This is a genomic window from Larkinella sp. VNQ87, assembly GCF_049445795.1.
Lineage (GTDB): Bacteria > Bacteroidota > Bacteroidia > Cytophagales > Spirosomataceae > Larkinella.
Genome location: NZ_JBMSDT010000001.1, coordinates 479333 through 495617, shown reverse-complemented (window position 1 = coordinate 495617; position 16285 = coordinate 479333). Strand labels below are relative to the sequence as shown.

The window sequence follows — 16285 nt, the reverse complement described above, 5'->3', positions numbered from 1 at the left end:
GCATGATTACCACCATCATTTTTGACTTGGGGGCCGTTTTGATCGACTGGAACCCGAATTATCTTTACCAGAGCGTGTTTCAGGAAGAAGAGATGCGCCATTTTCTGGAAAACATCTGCTCCCCCGCCTGGAACGAGGAACAAGACGCGGGTCGCAGTTTGAAGGAAGCTACGGAACTGCTTGTCAGCCAGTTTCCCGAACACGAAGCCAACATTCGGTTGTACTACGATCGCTGGCCGGAAATGCTGAAGGGCGAAATTCCGGGAACTGTCGAGATCCTGCGGCAACTGAAAGAAGGTGGGTTTTACAAACTTTATGCGCTCACCAACTGGTCGGCCGAGACGTTCCCGATTGCCCAGGAACGCTTCGATTTTCTTTCCTGGTTCGATGGCATTGTGGTGTCGGGCACCGAGCGAGACCGCAAGCCGTTTCCGTCGTTTTACCAAACGCTGCTGAACCGGTATTCGGTCAAACCGGAAGAAGCCCTGTTCATCGATGATAACCTGCGGAATGTGAAAGCCGCCGAAGCACTTGGGATTCAATCGATTCACTTTCAGAGCCCGGAGCAGTTGCGGGAGCGGTTGGTTGAGTTGAAAATCATCGCTTGAGGGCGCTCAGAAGGTTGAATGCTTCAATACCTGCCGCTGAAATAGTTTCTGGGGCAGGCAACCAACGCATGTAACCGGAGACGCAGCAAATCAGCCGCTTCTTTGCGCAATTCATCCATCGCTTGGTACTGGCGATTCCGAATGCGGTTGAAGGGCAGGTCGCGAATAGACTAGTTTTGAGGACGTAAACAACAAACACATCCTCAAATGAAACGAAGAACAACACTCCACACGTTGGTGGGAATCGCCGTGCTGGGATTAACGACCCTGGCTGCCTGCAAAAAAGAGTCGGCCGACCCGATGCCCGACCCCACGGCTCCGGTTGCGGGAAAAGCCGGTTTTCTGATCGGGAAAGTAACCGATCCGCAGGGCAGACCACTGCCCCGCGCCACGGTCTACATCGATAATACGGTGTTGGTCGGCCGGGGGGCTGAAGTAACGAGCGGTTCCGACGGCAGCTACAAAATGGCCCTGGTGGCCGGAGCCGGGCAGTGGGTTGCCAAAGGCTTTATCCTGAAATCGTACAACGACCGCGTGTATAAAATTCTGCTCGACCCGGAGAATCCGGACAGTTTTTCGGAAGATGAGAAACCGGTCCGCAACTTTCAGTGGAAGCTGACCGGGCACATTCCGGATTTGAGCCTGGACCTGTACTACGGCGGAACCGCCGAACTGCTCCGCGATCCGAACGCCGAAGGACTCAATGATGACGAGAATATTGAGTTTACCTTCAAGCCCGTTGGTCCGCTGATCGACGGATCGGCTGGTAAAACGCTGACACTTAAAGCAAAAAGGCGCTACGATAGCTTCCTGCGGGATATTCCCATCGGGCGCTATGAAATTTCGGCGGTCTACAAACCGACGGGCGAGAAGTTGCTCGTGGCCGATGGCTGGGGCGATCTGGAATACAAAACATCGGTCGTTCTCGATTTTCTGGGCACCGAGGCTTCCTACCGCGCTAATAGCATGGGGATCGGTTACACCAATCGCCGGTGATCATCACGTCATTCCACCCCGTCGCGTCAATTCCGACACGACGGGGTCAGGCTACAGTACTTTATCCGGTGTGATCGGCAGGTCGCGAATCCGTTTGCCGGTGGCGTGAAAAACCGCGTTGGCAATAGCGGCCGCAACGCCCACAATGGCAATTTCGCCCAGGCCTTTGGCCCCAATCGGATTGGCGTACACATCCGGCTGGTCAATGTAAAACACCTCGATCTGCGGCATATCGGCCTGCACCGGAATGTGGTAGCTGGCGAAATCGCTGGTAACATACCGACCATACCGGTGATCCATCACCGAGGCTTCCATCAGCGCCATGCCGATGCCACCCACAATACCGCCGATGGACTGACTGCGGGCGGTTTTTTCATTGATGATTTTGCCCACATCGGCGCAGGTTACCACCCGTTTGACGCGCACCTCGCCCGTCACCGGACTGACGTGGACCTCCACAAAATGACAGCCAAACGAATACATCGAATACTGGTCTCGCTCCGGCCCCGGTTTGGATTCTTCCGTTACGTCAACTTCGGTCAGGTTGTGATGAGCCAGAATGTCGGTGTAGGCCAGGCTCGCGGAAGGGTTGGCGGTCAGGAAAATCCGGCCGTTTCGGGCGGACACAGCCTCGGACGGAATGTGGGCCAGGGGCGAACTCGGGAGCGAGGATGCCAGTGCTATCAGTTTCTTTTTCAGGGCTTCACAGGCTACGTGAACGGCCGAGCCGACGCTGGTGATGGTAGCCGAGCCGTTTTGTCCGGGCGCGTCGGGCAGGGCCGAGTCGCCGAGGTCAAACCGGATTTTCTGCGGACTAACGCCCAGGATTTTGGCGATAATCCGGGTCATGGCGGTGCCGGTTCCGGGGCCAATGTCCATCGTCGCACTCTGGACCACCACCGAGCCGTCGGCCTGCAAAACCGCCCGGGCTTTCGAAGGGTGCCGGTGAAAACCGTACAGGCTCGATGCCATTCCGTACCCCACCAACTGACCATCTTTCTGAATGGTACCCGGTTTTAGGGGGCGGTTTTGCCAGCCGAATGCTTCAGCCCCCATCCGATAGCATTCCTTCAGCGACTTTGCCGACCAGGGCAGGTTTCGTTCAGGATCGGTCTCGGCGTAATTTCGCAACCGGAATTCCAGCGGATCGAGGTGGAGCGAAAACGCCAGTTCATCCAGGGCTGACTCCAGCGCAAACATGCCCGTCGCATCGCCGGGGCCGCGCATCCAGGTTGGCGTATTGACATCCAGCGGAAGTAAGCGGTAGCGGGTCGATACGTTCGGGCAGGCATACATCGCTCTAGTCGCCAGAATGGTCCGTTCGAGGTGGTCTTCGTAGCGGGAAGTCTGGCCGATGCCTTCGTGGTTCATCGCGATCAACTTTCCATCCTTTGACGCCCCGAGTGCAAACTTCTGAACCGTGTAGGGCCGGTAGCCGACGGAGGTGAACATCTGGTCGCGGCCCAAAACCAGCTTGACAGGTCGTTTCAGGAGTTTAGCCGCCAGCGCTGCCGCCACCGTGTGGGGCCAGACCCGGATGCCTGAGCCAAACGCTCCGCCAATGAACGGTGCCTGCACCCGAACCTTTTCGCGGGGCAGTTTAAACGCCTGCGCCAGATTGCCCTGCGCCGACTTAACGCCCTGATTTTTATCGTAAACCGTTAGTTTGTCGTCGGCTTCCCAAACCGCCAGGATGGCGTGGGGTTCGAGGGGCTGGTGGTGTTGGGTCGGGATGGTGTAGCTGGCTTCCAAACGCACCTCGGCGGTCTGGAGCGCGTCGGAACTGCCCCGGTGGTAGTCGCGGAAGGGGGAGGCCGCATTCCGCTGAACACCACCGGGTAACACCGCCCTCGATTGGTTGGCCTCAAAATCGGTCTGGTGCGGTTCCGCTTCATAGGTGATCCGGACCAGCGAAGCGGCATAGTGGGCCTGTTCGACCGATTCGGCAACGACCAGCGCCACCGGCTGTCCACTGAAATAGACCAGTTCATCAAAAAAGACTCGAAACGCGGTTCCGACGGGAGCCCGCTCAGCGGGTTTCTTCGGGGTTCCGTAGCCGGGAACGCCCGGCGAATTCAGATGGCTGATGACGGCCAGCACACCGGGCGCTGCTTCGGCCGGTTTTGCCTCAATCGCGGTAATTCGCCCTCTGGCGATGGTGCTGTTGATCAAAACCGCATGAGTTAGGTTTTCGAACCGGTATTCGGCCGAATAGGGAGCCGCACCGGTTACTTTCAGGTGCCCATCGACGCGGTCGAGCGAAGGGTCGGGTTCTGCAAATGGCCTGCTGTATGGTTTGTTTTCCCGTTTCATGACTTACCGGCGGCTTGTTTTAAGGCTTCAACGATGGCGTTCGGCGTCATTTTTAATTTGAAAGCATTGTGCTCCAGTGCTTTGGCGTCCTGCATGGCTGCGTCGGCGGCCCGGCGAAAAACCGCTTCGGAAACCGGTTGTCCCGCCAGGAGTTGTTCCGCTTCGGGCAATCGCCAGGGTTTGTGCGCCACACCACCCAACGCCAGCCGGGCGGTTTTGATGCGGTTTTGCTCCAGGTCCAGCGCAGCCGCTACCGACACCAGTGCGAAAGCATACGACGCCCGGTCGCGGACTTTCAGGTAATGCACATGCTTTGTGTACGGAGAAACTGGAATCTCCACCGCCGTGACCAGTTCGGCTGGTTCGAGGGTCGTGTCCCGATCTGGTCGGTCGCCCGGCAAGCGGTGAAAATCGCCGATCGGAATGCGCCGTTCCCCGGTTGGTCCTACCACCCGAACCGTGGCATCCAGAGCCGCCAGGGCCACGCACAGATCGCTGGGGTGGACGGCAACGCAGGAGGCATTTTGTTGGGAAATGCCAAAAATAGCGTGCTGCCGGTTAATGCCTTCCAGCGCCCCGCAACCCGTTTGGGGCTGTCGTTTATTGCAGGGGAACGCCGAATCGTAAAAATATGGGCAGCGCGTTCGCTGGAGCAGGTTGCCACCGACCGTGGCCATGTTCCGCAACTGGCCCGATGCGCCCGCATTCAGGGCCTGAATCAGCAGCGGATGGTGCATCCGGACCCCTTTGTGCTGCGCAACGGCGCTGTTGCGGGCCAGCGCACCCAGGCGGAGAAAATCGCCTTGCAACTCAATTTTTCGGAGGGGTAACCCATTAATGTCGATCAGTTTATCCGGACTGACAAGGCCCCGTTTCATGAGGTCGAGCAGGTTGGTGCCTCCGGCAATGAGCTGGGCATTCGGATGGGCGGCCAGGGCTTCGACGGTTTCCTTGATCCGGGTTGGGCGTAGGTAAAGAAACGGTTTCATACCGGCTGACCGCTGTTTTTAACGTCCAGAATGGCTTTCACAATGTTCGGATAGGCTCCGCACCGGCAGAGGTTTCCGCTCATGTACTCCTGAATCTCTTTTTCCGAACCAGCCTGCCCTTCGCGAATACAGCAGATTGCCGACATTACCTGACCGGGCGTACAATAGCCGCATTGAAAACCGTCGTGCCGTATGAACGCTTCCTGCATCGGATGTAACCGGGCGGATGATTCAGTAACGCTCTGGGTTAGTCCCTCGATGGTGGTGATCGTACGGCCGTTTTGCATGACGGCCAGGCTCAGACAGGCCAGTACCCGCTGACCGTCGAGGTGAATCGTGCAGGCTCCACACTGGCCGAAATCGCATCCTTTTTTGGTGCCCGTCAGGCCGAGCTGTTCGCGGAGCAGGTCGAGCAGCGTCGTGCGCGGATCGACGGCTAACCGACGTTTGGTTCCGTTGATGGTCAGGCTCAGCCGGACGGTTTTTTGAGGGCTTGATAGCGGCTCCGGATCAGCCGGTTTGGCAGGGTAGTGAAAGGAAACCGGACTCAACGTCAACCCGGCCAGTGCCAGCGACTGTTTCAGAAAAAACCGGCGGTCTTCGGGAGGATCGTTCAAAAAACCGTCGTCAGACGGCATGTCTTGGTCAGTCATAGAGTAATGGGTTAGGAAATCGCATCGAAAGATAACCTTAATTTAGTGGCAGGCCGAAAGGAATTACACCTTAATTTCGAATCGTTCAACAACCGATATTTCGCTATTCTCCTTGAACGATGATGGAATTGAATATGCTGTAGAGTCTAAACGGGCGTGAGGGCCAAAAGCCTCAGTTGAGTGGTCTAATACGAAAAACAAAATTAAATAAAAAAAATATACTATTTTATTGATTGTTTAAACGATTAAACATACATTTGATTCGCCCACTCGCCGTGTATGAACAAGAAGAAAGTTTCCCTGAAAGACATTGCCGAAAAAGCGCAGGTATCGACCGCCCTGGTTTCCTACGTCTTGAATGGGAAGGAAAAAGAGAGTCGGGTAGGGCACGAAATTGCGCAAAAAATCAAACAGATTGCCCGGGAGCTAAACTACGAGCCCAATTACCTGGCGAAGAGCTTGCGAAGTGGGAAAACGCAGACCATCGGCCTGATCATTGCCGATATATCGAATCCGTTTTTCGCCAACATTGCCCGGATTGTCGAAGATGAGGCCAAAAAATACGGGTATACGGTCATCATCGGGAGTTCGGACGAAAAGGCGGAGAAATCCTGGGATCTGATCAATGTACTGTTAAACCGGCAGGTCGACGGCTTTATCATTGTATCGTCGGAAAACTCGGAAGAGCAGATTCAGTATTTGCTGGACAAACACGTGGCAGTCGTTTTGCTGGACCGGCATTTTCCGAACCTGCCGACCGATTTCGTCTCGCTGGATAGTTACAAAGCGGCTTTTGATGCCGGAACACATTTGGTGCAACAGGGCTACCGGCACATCGGACTGGTAGCGTACAAATCCGCGCTGTTTCACATGCAGGAGCGTATCCGGGGGTACCGGGAGGCTCTGGAAACAAACCAGATCCCGTTTCAACCGGAGTGGCTCAAAGAAGTTGAATTTACAGCTGTTGAGCAGGAGATCAAAACCGGAATCGATCAGATGCTGGGTGCGGAGTTTGCCGTCGATGCTCTGATTTTTGCGACGTACCGACTGGCGATTGCGGGATTGAAATACATCAATTCATTGGGAATCAGAGTGCCGGATGACCTGGCGATTGTCAGCTTTGGCCAGGCCGAAGCCTTCGATCTGTATTATTGCCCGATCACCTATGTTCACCAGCCGATGGAAGAACTGGGCAAAACCGCCGTCGAAATCCTGATCCATCGATTAAAAGAGCCATATGCCGAAACCCGACAAATTCAGATGAAAGCCGTGTTGATGGTGAGAGATTCTTCCCGGCCGAAACACACGTCTTCTTGAGCATTCCTAAATTTAAACCATTGCTTAATCGTTTAAACAATTGTTTTCCTACCCTTACTTTCCTTGTACGTTTATGCAGAGAAGAAATTTTCTGAAATCAACCCTGGTTGGGTCCGGCGCTTTGATCGCCGGACTGCCTTTTCGAACGGAAGCGGCTGTCCCCAAGCTGAAGATTACCAAAATCCGGTATTATGCGGCTCCCGGCTACAACAAACCGCTGTTCAATCAGGCCCGGGGCATTGTCGAGATCGAAACCGATGGCGGCATTATTGGCATTGGTGAAGGAGGTTCCAAAGACATGATCGAGCAGTGTGCCCAGATGATGATCGGGGAAAACCCCTTCCGGATCGAGCACATCTGGCAGAATCTGTACCGGGGCATGTTTTACCCGCCCGGTCGCGAGAAACTGCACGCGCAGGGGGCGCTCGATATGGCGCTTTGGGACATCAAGGGCAAGGCGCTCGGGGTTCCGGTCTACGAATTGCTGGGGGGAGCCACCCGCGATTACGTGGAGTGTTACGCCACCGGCTTCCGGGCGTCGAAGGCTAAAACCGAGGAGGAGCGGGCGCAGGACTGCATCAAAGCCGGGTTGCGTTCGTACCGAATTGGCCCCACCGGCGGCAACGGTGACCAGCCGTTTGACTTTTACGAAAACGCCAAGAAAACCATCGAGCTTTGCAAACGCATCGATGCGGCCGTGGGCGGAGGGGGTAAGTGGGCCATCGACCTGCACACCCGTTTCGATACGACGGAAGGCATCAAGATCTGCAAGGCGCTCGAATCGCTGGAGCCTTATTTTGTCGAGGACATCGTGCGGTCCGAAAACCCGGATGTGTACAAAACCGTCCGCCAGATGACCAACGTGCCCATTGCCGTGGGCGAACAGTTCGGCGACCGCTGGGATAGCAACAACTTCATCGAGCAACACCTGATCGACTACACCCGGTTTACGCTCCCGAATACCGGCGGAATTTCCGAGTTCAAGAAATTGGCGTCGATGTGCGAAACCCATTATGTGGGCATGATCCCGCATTTCACGGGACCACTGGCCACGGCCACGCTGGTGCATGTCCTGGGTTCGAGCAGCCCGGCCCGGGCGCTGATGGAACTCGGCGGGGGCGAACCCGAACGACCGCCCTACTTCAACGACGATTTTGTGCGGTTTCAAAACGGCAAACTCTACCTCAATCCGGACCCCGGCCTTGGCGTCAAGTTCGATCCGAAAAAGGCGACGTTTGTCATGGAAATCACCTCCAACACCAAATTCCCGCACCCCATCCTGAAAGCCCCGGATGGCTCGATTCATAATTGGTAGACTATGAAGTTAAGAATTAAGAGTTAAGACGGGGCCGCCCGGCGGTGAAGAGTTGGCTGACGCATTCTATGAAGCTTTTTAGTATTACGTTTTCTCCATCGCATTTTCACCGGTGACACTCGGCGATTGGCTGACGAATAACGCTGCGGAGCATTTTAACTCTTAATTCTTAACTCTTAACTCATCATTCTTTCACCCTTTATCCCATTCCTAAACCCATGAAAAACGCTCTAACATGTTTGGTGCTGCTCGTTTTGTGGCAGGGTAACGCCCTCGCCCAGAACAACCGGATAACCGGTAAAGTGACTGGTTCTGACGGGAAACCGCTGCCGGGGGTCAACGTGCTCGTGAATGGTACGACGCAGGGAACCGTTGCGGATGCCGATGGGAATTACGCCGTCAACGCTCCGGCCAATGGCTCGCTGGTGTTTTCGTACATCAGCTACGTCAGCCAGACCATTCCGGTCAATGGCCGGTCGGTGATCAATGTTCAGTTGGCGGAAGACACCAAAAGCCTGAACGAGGTGGTCGTGACGGCGCTTGGGATCAAACGGGAGGCTAAAACGCTGGGGTATGCTACGGCCACCGTCAATGCTGACCAGATTTCGACCAACCGCAGTCCGAATCTGATGACGAGTTTGCAGGGCAAAATGGCGGGGGTGAACATTTCGACGATGTCGACCGGACCGGGCGGCAGCTCCAAAATCCGGATTCGGGGCCAGTCGTCGTTTAGTGGGCAGAATAACCCGCTGATCGTGATCAACGGGGTGCCGGTCGATAACTCGAACTACGCCATTGGCGGGAACTTCGGCAACCGGTCGGCCAACAACTCGGACGGGGGCGACGGCCTTTCCAGCATCAACCCCGATGATATTGAAACGATGACGGTTTTGAAAGGAGCCACGGCGGCAGCGCTCTACGGGTCGAGGGCCAAAGACGGCGTGGTGATGATTACAACCAAAAGCCGGGGCGCGGGCAAAGGCTTCGGAGTCGAATACAATGCCAACTTCACGACCGATACACCCCTGGATTTTACGGATTTTCAGTATGAGTACGGTCAGGGCGAAGGTGGGATTCGGCCTACGACGCCGTACCCTACTTCGGGAGTTTGGAGTTTCGGGGAAAAATTCCAGCCGGGCATGACGCAGGTGCTGTTCGACGGCGATGTGTATCCGTACGAGCCCGTCTACAACCGGATTCGGAAGTTTTACAACGTCGGCCAGAATTTTACCAACACGCTGACGGTTTCCAACAACGGGGAAAACGGCGGTTTTAGTCTTTCATTCGCCAATACCGACAACAAAGCCATCACGCCGAACTCGGACTTTAACCGCAAAACCATCAACCTCGGTTTTTCGCAGAACATCAATAAAAACCTGGTGGCTACCGGAAACATCAATTACTCCAACGAATACAACCGCAACCCGACGCAGCTCAACACCCAGGATTTTGCCACGCCCACGGTGATCATGACGCTGGCGAACTCCATGCCGCTTGAAGCCCTCAAAGAACACCAGGTGCTGCCCAACGGCGACGAATTCGTCTTCTCACGGTTTCTGGTTCGGAACAACCCGTACTACTCCGTCAATTACCACTTCGAAAACATCAAGCGCGACCGGCTGTTTGGCAACGTAGCCCTGAAATACCAGTTTACGAACTGGCTGTATTTACAGGCCCGGCTGGCGCAGGACCTCTACACCCGGAACCAGGATTACAACATCCCGAACGGCTACGCGCCGATTGCCAAAGCGCCGGCCGGTTATGTCAACGGCTCGTATACGCAGGATGTACGGAAGTTTGTCGAGCGAAATTATGATTTTATTCTGGGTGGGAACAAGACCTTTGGCAACATTGGTGTCGATGTCACGCTGGGGGGTAACCAGCGGTTTGTGCGGATGGATTACAACAGTGTAACCGTGCAGGATTTCGTGCAGCCGGGCCTGTACACGGTGATGAACGGGCGCGTGAAAAACCCGCTGTACAGTCTATCGGAACGGAAAATCAATTCGCTCTACGCGGCCGCTACGATTTCCTATAAAGAATTTCTGTTTCTGAACGCAACGGCCCGAAACGACTGGTTTTCTACTCTTTCGCCCGAAAACCGCAGCATTCTGTATCCGTCCGTCACCGGGAGTTTCGTGTTTTCCCAGGCCTTCTCCAACCTGCCGACCTGGCTGACGTTCGGGAAGCTCCGGGCGGCTTATGCCGAAGTGGGCGACGACAACGTCAGTCCGTATTCGAACGCGCTGTTTTATGCCGTCAACAACAACAACTTCCCAACCCCGTCGGGGCAACTGGTGCCGGTGGGAGGGATCAATGCCACGTCGGTGCCTAACCGCAACCTGCGCCCGCTGCGGGTGTCGGAAGCCGAAGCCGGGATTGAACTGAAGTTCTTCAACAACCGGCTGGGGCTGGATTTCACGTATTACCGCAAAATAACCCAGGACCAGATTCTGGCCACCCAGGTGTCGGATGCCTCGTCGTACACCAACAAGCTGATCAACGTCGGCAAGAGCATGAACAAAGGGGTGGAACTGCTGCTGACGGGAACACCGATCCAGACGTCGGCTTTTCAGTGGGATGTGAGTGCCAACCTGGCCTACAACACTTCCGAAGTGCTGACGCTGGGCCTGTCGGCGGCCGATACCATGATTACGGTCGGCGGTTCGGGGGGCAGTACGCTCCGGCAGGTGGTCGGCAAGCCGATCGGGCAATTGTTTACGTTCAATTACCTCCGCGATGCCCAGGGACGGCAGGTGTTCGACAAAGGCAGCGGGCGACCCCTGCGCAATAACACCCCGGTGAACGTCGGAAACGCCCTGCCGAAATACTTTGGCGGGATTACGAACACCTTCACCTACAAGGGCATTACGCTGTCGACCCTGATCGATTTCAAACTGGGCCACAAGATGATCGGCGGGCAAAACATGAACTACCTGCGGCACGGTTTGCACAAAAAGACACTGGTAGGGCGGGAGCAGGGGTATGTCGTTGGGGAGGGCGTCAACCCGGACGGCGAAATCAACACCACCCGTTCGCCGATTCAGCCGTTTTATGAAACGCCGAACGTGCTCGGGATTTACGAGGATTTTATCTACAACGCCGGATTCTGGAAGCTGCGGCAGATTACGCTGGGCTACGATTTCACGAAGTTGCTGCCCCAGAAATTCTTCATCAAGGGACTGCGGCTGAATGCGGTGGCCAACAACGTGGCGGTGTTGAAAAAATGGACCGAAAACATGGATCCCGAGATGGTCAACAACGCATCGGACAACGCGACCGGTCTGGATTTCTGGCCGAGTTTGCCGCCCACCCGGAGCATGGGTTTTAACCTGAATATCAAGTTCTAAGCCACTGGTTTTAAACCGCTACAATCGTATGAAAACGAAACTAACTTACCTGCTTGGCTTGCTGACAGCCGTTACTCTGCTTTCGGGCTGTGACGATCAGTTCGATGAAATCAATACCAATAAGGTCGATCCGACCACCCTGGCGCCGTCGTTTGTGATGAACAAAGCGATTATCGACGCCAACTACCTCGACGGTTTCGGGACATTGCAAATGTTATGTTACGAATTTGGAATCGTTCAGCAGATCATCACGCCTTACGGCAGTTCGCTGGCCGGAGCAAATTACAACCAGAACAACGTGAGCAATACTCCACTAGTCTGGCAGAATTTTTACCGGAACGTATTGAAGCAGGTTGTCGATGTGGTGGAAAAGACCAAAGACGATCCTAACCGCACAAATCTTTACCACATGGCCCGGATCTGGAAAGCTTATTCGTTTATGATCCTGACCGATACCTACGGCGATATTCCGTATACCGAAGCGGCAAAAGGCTATATCAGCGAAATCACCTCGCCGAAATACGATACCCAGCAATCTATCTATATGGATATTTTGAAGGAGTTGGACGAAGCTTCGGCGGGTCTGGATGCCACGAAAACCATCGAAACAACCGATATCCTGTATGGGGGTAATATCACCAAATGGAAGCGGTTTGGTTACTCCCTGATGCTGCGGGCGGCCATGCGCCTGACCAAAGTGGACCCGACCACCGCCCGAAACTATGTCACGAAAGCCGTGGCCGGAGGGGTTATGCAATCCAACGACGACAATGCGGTGATGCGGCATACGGCCTTGTATAACAACTGGATTGCCAACCACTTGCAGGCCCGCGAAAAGACGAATTTCTACCTGGCCGCGCCGTTTGTGAACTACCTCAAAAGCAATAACGATCCCCGTTTAGGTTCCATTGCGGTGCGCTACGTGGGGGCCAAAGGCGGTCCCGAGCAGGTCGACGCCCGGGCATCGACCGATCCAAAAGTACAGGTGGGCATGCCGATGGGGTATGACAACGTGACGATCTCGGCTCCGGCGGTTTTGGCGCAGAATGGGGTGGCCAGCCTGTGGGATTTTTCGCAGGTCAATCTGAAAACCGTGCTGAAGCTCGATGCGCCGGAATTTCACGTCACCCAGGCACAGACGCAGTTGCTGCTGGCCGAAGCGGCTCAACGGGGTTGGATCACGGGCAATGCTGCGGATTATTTTGTGAAAGGTGTCCGGGCTAATCTGGAGCAGATGGCCGCTTACGATCCGGCTGCTGCCATTCCTGAAGCCGCTATCCAGGCCTACCTGACGGCGCATCCGTTTGAAACCGCAAAAGCACTGGAGCAAATTAACACGCAGTACTGGGTGGCTTCGTTCCTGAATGGCCCCGAACTTTTTGCCAATTTCCGCCGGAGCGGTTTTCCGACTTTATCCAAAAATCCGTATCCTGCTTCCGAAATTACGGAGGATTTCATTCGCCGGATGCCGTATCCGGATAGCGAAACGATTGTCAACCAGCAGAATGTAAACGAAGCCATCACCCGCCAGGGGCCGAACACGCTGAGTACCCGCGTTTGGTGGGATAAGAAATGAAAGCTATTACACAGGGTTAATCAGAGTACATCAGAGTTTATCAGAGAAATCTCTGCGTACCTCTGATGTACTCTGATTATCCCTGTGTAACAACCCTTTTAAACCCTTAACCAATGAAACGTTTTTCAAGACGCACGGCCATCCAATCGGTTTTGGGCGTGGTCGGCACCGCCATGACGGCTTTGCCCGAATCTTCCTATGCCCACAATCCCGGTCAATTCCGCGACTACGGCAAGGTGAAAATCACCAAACTCGAAACCTTCCTGGTCAAACCGCGCTGGATTTTTCTGAAAATACACACCGATGTGGGCGTCGTCGGTCTGGGCGAACCCCTGCTCGAAGGGCGGGCGCTCACCATTCAGACGGCCATCAAGGAAGTCGAACCCTACCTGATCGGCAAAGATCCCCGGCAGGTGGTACACCACTGGCAGGCCATCTACCGGCACGCCTTCTACCGGGGAGGCCCGATTCTGACGAGTGCCCTGAGCGGTATCGACCACGCTTTGTGGGACATCAAAGGCAAGCTGCTGAATGTGCCGGTTTATGAACTGCTGGGCGGCCCGACCCGCGATCGCGTCCGGATTTACGGCCGGGCCAGCAATGCCGAGGAGATCAAAAAGCGGAAGGCCGAAGGGTATACGGTGATTAAAACCGGGGTCGCGAAGAAAAATCCGGCCCAGATTGTCGAAAATCCGAAGTTCATTCAGTACGCCGTTGATAACTTTGCGTCGCTGCGGGAAGCGGGTGGAAGCGAGATGGACATTGCCATCGACTTTCACGGGGCCATTTCACCGCAAACCTCCAAGCTATTGATCAAAGAGCTGGAACCGTATAAACCGATGTTTGTCGAAGAACCGGTGCAGGCGCAGAATGTGGATGTCCTGGTCGATATTGCCCGCGGGACGCACCTGCCAATTGCAACCGGAGAGCGGATTTTTACGAAATGGGGCTTCCGGGAAATTCTGGAGAAACGGGCCGCCAGCATCATCCAGCCGGATTTGTGCCACGCGGGCGGCATTACGGAAGGCCGGATCATTGCGGGCATGGCCGAAGCCTACTACGTCCCGATCGCACCCCACAATCCGATGGGGCCGATCTCGCTGGCTGTGGGGCTACACCTAGCCGCCAGTGTACCCAATTTTCTGGTACAGGAGCAGGTTTCACTGGGGGAAGGCTACCTAAAAAAACCGTTCAAACTGGAAAAAGATGGTACGGTTTTGATTCCCAGTGGGCCTGGGCTGGGCATTGAACTGGACGAAGCCCAACTCAAAGATAAAATTGGCCACGACTGGAAAAATCCGGAGACGTACAATACGCTCGATGGCTCGGTGGTGGATTGGTAGCTTATTCATCTTCTCGTTCCTATTTTCGTTATTCGCTATTCAATATTCGCTATTCGATATTGAATTATGATTTAAAGAAATAACGAATATCGAATAATGAATAATGAATAGCGAATAACGAATAGCGAATAATGAATGGCGAAGTCATGGAAAAATGCCTAACTAACCACTGAATGATCAAGTCTTTATTGTGCTGTGATTGGGGAACCTCTTCGTTTCGATTACGACTAATCGATGTGTCATCGTATAAGTTGATTGGAGAAATAATTTCCGGGCAGGGCGTTGCCGATACATATTCTGCCTGGAAAAAACAAGCCGAGACAGGAGGGGTTCAAAGAAATTTTTATTTCCGTCAACAACTTAAACAACAAATTGACGCATTAGCCGACAACATTTCACGTAATCTGGAACGAATTCCGGTAGCGGTTTCGGGCATGGCTTCATCTTCGATCGGGATGGAAGAAATTCCGTACGCCGGTTTACCCTTTGCGATGGATGGAAGCCAGGCCAGCGTCCGGCATTTTGACCCTATCGAAGCGTTCCCCCACGAGCTGATGCTGATCTCCGGCGTAAAAAGTGCCGAAGATGTGATGCGGGGTGAAGAAACTCAGTTGATTGGTCTGGCCGCTTTGCTCGACTCCGAGGGTCGCCGACCCAGCGATGCCCTTTTTATTTTCCCCGGCACCCACTCGAAACACATGTACGTGCAGCAGGGGCAATTGCAGAATTTTGAAACGTATATGACGGGTGAAATTTTCAGTGTCATGGCTTCGTACAGTATCCTGAAAGACTCCCTTAACGTCAGTAGTTTAGGTGATTTTTCAGACAAAAATTTAGCGGCATTTCGGTTCGGCTTAAAAGATTCGGAAGCTTCACTCTTAAACCGGCTATTTACCGTCCGGACAAATCAGTTGTTCGAGAAACTGACAAAAGAGCAGAATGCGTTTTACCTGAGCGGTTTGCTGATCGGGGCTGAGCTAAAACCGTTGGTGCAGCAGCAAAGCTGGCAGTTGGTGTTGTGCAGTGGTACTAATTTATTCGCCTTTTACCAACTGGCCATTGAAGACCTGGCGCTGTCTGCTCGTACGGTTGTTATTCCTGCCGAACTAATCGATAAAGCGGCTATGGTGGGGCAAGTTATTCTGTATCAGAATCAAAAATTAAACGTATAATCATGGGGTTTTCGTGGGACTTGTTTCAGGAAACGCCAATTGTCGGGATTGTTCGAAACCTGACGGCGGAGGCAGTTATCCGGATTTTGCCCATCTACCGGGAAGCCGGATTGACGACGATTGAAATTACCCTCAATACGCCCGGGGCCGAAGACCTGATCCGGTATGCCATCGACCACGCGCTGGAAGGGCTGAACATTGGGGCCGGAACCGTTTGCACCGAAGCCGACCTGGACCGGGCGCTGGCGGCTGGGGCGCAGTTTATCGTGACGCCGATCCTCAATGAAACCGTCATTCAACGCTGCGTAGAACGCGGAATACCGGTTTTTCCGGGCGCTTTTACCCCCTCCGAAATCTACAAAGCCTGGTCGCTGGGCGCGCCGATGGTGAAATTATTCCCGGCGGCTACGCTCGGGCCGGGGTATATCAAGGAAGTGAAAGCTCCGCTGAACCAGATCAAACTACTGCCCACCGGCGGAGTGAGCCTCGACAACATGAGCGATTTCCGGAAAGCCGGGGCCGACGGATTGGGTATTGGTGGACAACTATTTGACAAAGAATTGATTGCTCACCGGGACTGGACTGGTTTGAGGGCGCATTTTACAACTTTTAAAGAGCGGCTGTAGCCAGTTGGTTACATTTTTTTTGTAGTA

12 protein-coding genes are annotated in these 16285 nt (G+C 54.3%); 9 read left to right on the top strand and 3 right to left on the bottom strand.

What is annotated here, in order from left to right; translation table 11 throughout:
• Positions 1 to 2 precede the first annotated feature (2 nt).
• Together ACO2Q8_RS02145 and ACO2Q8_RS02140 are read left to right on the top strand one after the other, a co-directional pair.
• On the top strand, positions 3 to 608 hold the full coding sequence (locus ACO2Q8_RS02145) for an HAD family hydrolase (protein WP_423343123.1): 606 nt from the start codon (positions 3 to 5) through the stop codon (positions 606 to 608).
• 207 nt (positions 609 to 815) lie between these two features.
• Complete coding sequence (locus ACO2Q8_RS02140; protein ID WP_423343122.1) at positions 816 to 1604, top strand: carboxypeptidase-like regulatory domain-containing protein; 789 nt, start codon at positions 816 to 818, stop codon at positions 1602 to 1604.
• A 51-nt stretch (positions 1605 to 1655) separates the two neighbouring features.
• On the opposite strand, the gene ACO2Q8_RS02135 is transcribed toward ACO2Q8_RS02140, so the two are convergent.
• The 3 genes from ACO2Q8_RS02135 to ACO2Q8_RS02125 are packed head-to-tail and all read right to left on the bottom strand — an operon-like array spanning position 1656 to position 5559.
• Positions 1656 to 3917, bottom strand: a complete 2262-nt coding sequence (locus tag ACO2Q8_RS02135) for a xanthine dehydrogenase family protein molybdopterin-binding subunit (protein ID WP_423343121.1) — start codon at positions 3915 to 3917, stop codon at positions 1656 to 1658.
• Complete coding sequence (locus ACO2Q8_RS02130) at positions 3914 to 4906, bottom strand: FAD binding domain-containing protein (RefSeq protein ID WP_423343120.1); 993 nt, start codon at positions 4904 to 4906, stop codon at positions 3914 to 3916. Before ACO2Q8_RS02130 ends, ACO2Q8_RS02135 begins: the two co-directional genes overlap by 4 nt.
• On the bottom strand, positions 4903 to 5559 hold the full coding sequence (locus tag ACO2Q8_RS02125; protein ID WP_423343119.1) for a (2Fe-2S)-binding protein: 657 nt from the start codon (positions 5557 to 5559) through the stop codon (positions 4903 to 4905). The genes ACO2Q8_RS02130 and ACO2Q8_RS02125 overlap by 4 nt, the downstream gene beginning before the upstream one ends.
• A 279-nt stretch (positions 5560 to 5838) precedes the next feature.
• Here ACO2Q8_RS02125 and ACO2Q8_RS02120 point away from each other — a divergent pair, with 279 nt between their 5' ends.
• The 7 genes from ACO2Q8_RS02120 (at position 5839) to ACO2Q8_RS02090 (ending at position 16258) form a co-directional block, all read left to right on the top strand.
• Complete coding sequence (locus tag ACO2Q8_RS02120; protein WP_423343118.1) at positions 5839 to 6876, top strand: LacI family DNA-binding transcriptional regulator; 1038 nt, start codon at positions 5839 to 5841, stop codon at positions 6874 to 6876.
• Positions 6877 to 6949: 73 nt separating this feature from the next.
• A complete protein-coding gene (locus tag ACO2Q8_RS02115) occupies positions 6950 to 8191 on the top strand; it encodes a mandelate racemase/muconate lactonizing enzyme family protein (RefSeq protein ID WP_423343117.1) in 1242 nt (413 codons plus the stop codon).
• Between the two features lie 218 nt (positions 8192 to 8409).
• Positions 8410 to 11541 (top strand): SusC/RagA family TonB-linked outer membrane protein, encoded by a 3132-nt coding sequence (locus ACO2Q8_RS02110; protein ID WP_423343116.1) that lies wholly within the window; start codon positions 8410 to 8412, stop codon positions 11539 to 11541.
• Positions 11542 to 11569: 28 nt separating this feature from the next.
• Positions 11570 to 13117 carry a SusD/RagB family nutrient-binding outer membrane lipoprotein gene (locus ACO2Q8_RS02105; RefSeq protein ID WP_423343115.1) on the top strand — a complete coding sequence of 516 codons (1548 nt, stop codon included), beginning with the start codon at positions 11570 to 11572 and terminating at the stop codon, positions 13115 to 13117.
• Between the two features lie 113 nt (positions 13118 to 13230).
• On the top strand, positions 13231 to 14460 hold the full coding sequence (gene dgoD, locus ACO2Q8_RS02100) for a galactonate dehydratase (RefSeq protein ID WP_423343114.1): 1230 nt from the start codon (positions 13231 to 13233) through the stop codon (positions 14458 to 14460).
• A 173-nt stretch (positions 14461 to 14633) separates the two neighbouring features.
• On the top strand, positions 14634 to 15632 hold the full coding sequence (locus ACO2Q8_RS02095; protein ID WP_423343113.1) for a 2-dehydro-3-deoxygalactonokinase: 999 nt from the start codon (positions 14634 to 14636) through the stop codon (positions 15630 to 15632).
• Between the two features lie 2 nt (positions 15633 to 15634).
• A complete protein-coding gene (locus tag ACO2Q8_RS02090; protein ID WP_423343112.1) occupies positions 15635 to 16258 on the top strand; it encodes a bifunctional 4-hydroxy-2-oxoglutarate aldolase/2-dehydro-3-deoxy-phosphogluconate aldolase in 624 nt (207 codons plus the stop codon).
• Positions 16259 to 16285 lie beyond the last annotated feature (27 nt).